The organism is Bacillus cereus, from assembly GCF_015071065.1.
GTDB lineage: Bacteria > Bacillota > Bacilli > Bacillales > Bacillaceae_G > Bacillus_A > Bacillus_A cereus_BA.
Genome location: NZ_VOVA01000083.1, coordinates 1 through 694 on the forward strand (window position 1 = coordinate 1; position 694 = coordinate 694).

The window sequence follows — 694 nt, forward strand, 5'->3', positions numbered from 1 at the left end:
GGTATTAGTGCTCTTACAATGTAGTAATAATCGGTCCTTCCTTGGTAAGGATAATCGTATGTTCGTATTGAGCCACAAAGCTTTCATCGGTTAGGCAGGTCCATCCATCTTCGGATTGGAAAACTTCCTCTTCAAATGTAGAGATCATAGGCTCAAAGGCAATTACCATACCATCCTTTAAAATTTCGTCATCCCAGTGAGAGAAGTAATTGAAAATGTGTTTTGGTTCTTCATGAATCGAACGCCCAACACCGTGTCCAGTAAGATTTTTTATGACTGTTAAGCCATGCTGTTTTGCTACATTGTGTGCAGCTTTTCCGAGCGCGCTTTTTTTTGAACCTGGCTTTGCCTTCTTAAGTCCAGCATCGAATGCTTCTTTAGCAACCTCACATATTTTCTGTAAAATTGTCTCTCCCTGCCCTACTACAAAGGAAATTCCGGTATCTGCGAAATATCCGTTTTTTGAACCTGAAACATCAATATTTACAATGTCCCCTTCTTGAATTGTCCGTCTCCCCGGAATCCCGTGCGCTACTTCTTCATTTATGCTAATGCACGTATATCCAGGAAAATCGTATTCACTTTTTGGGGCAGATTGAGCTCCTGCTTTTTCAAACATCTCTCTCGCAATTTCATCGAGTTCTTTTGTGGTAATTCCAGGTTTCGTACTATGGACTAATTCATCTCGAATCGC

1 protein-coding gene is annotated in these 694 nt (G+C 40.9%); it reads right to left on the reverse strand.

Annotated elements, in window-relative coordinates; all coding sequences use genetic code 11:
* Positions 1 to 13: 13 nt before the first annotated feature.
* On the reverse strand, positions 14 to 694 hold a 681-nt coding region (gene map, locus FT637_RS29565), incomplete at its 5' end, for a type I methionyl aminopeptidase (RefSeq protein ID WP_193649256.1).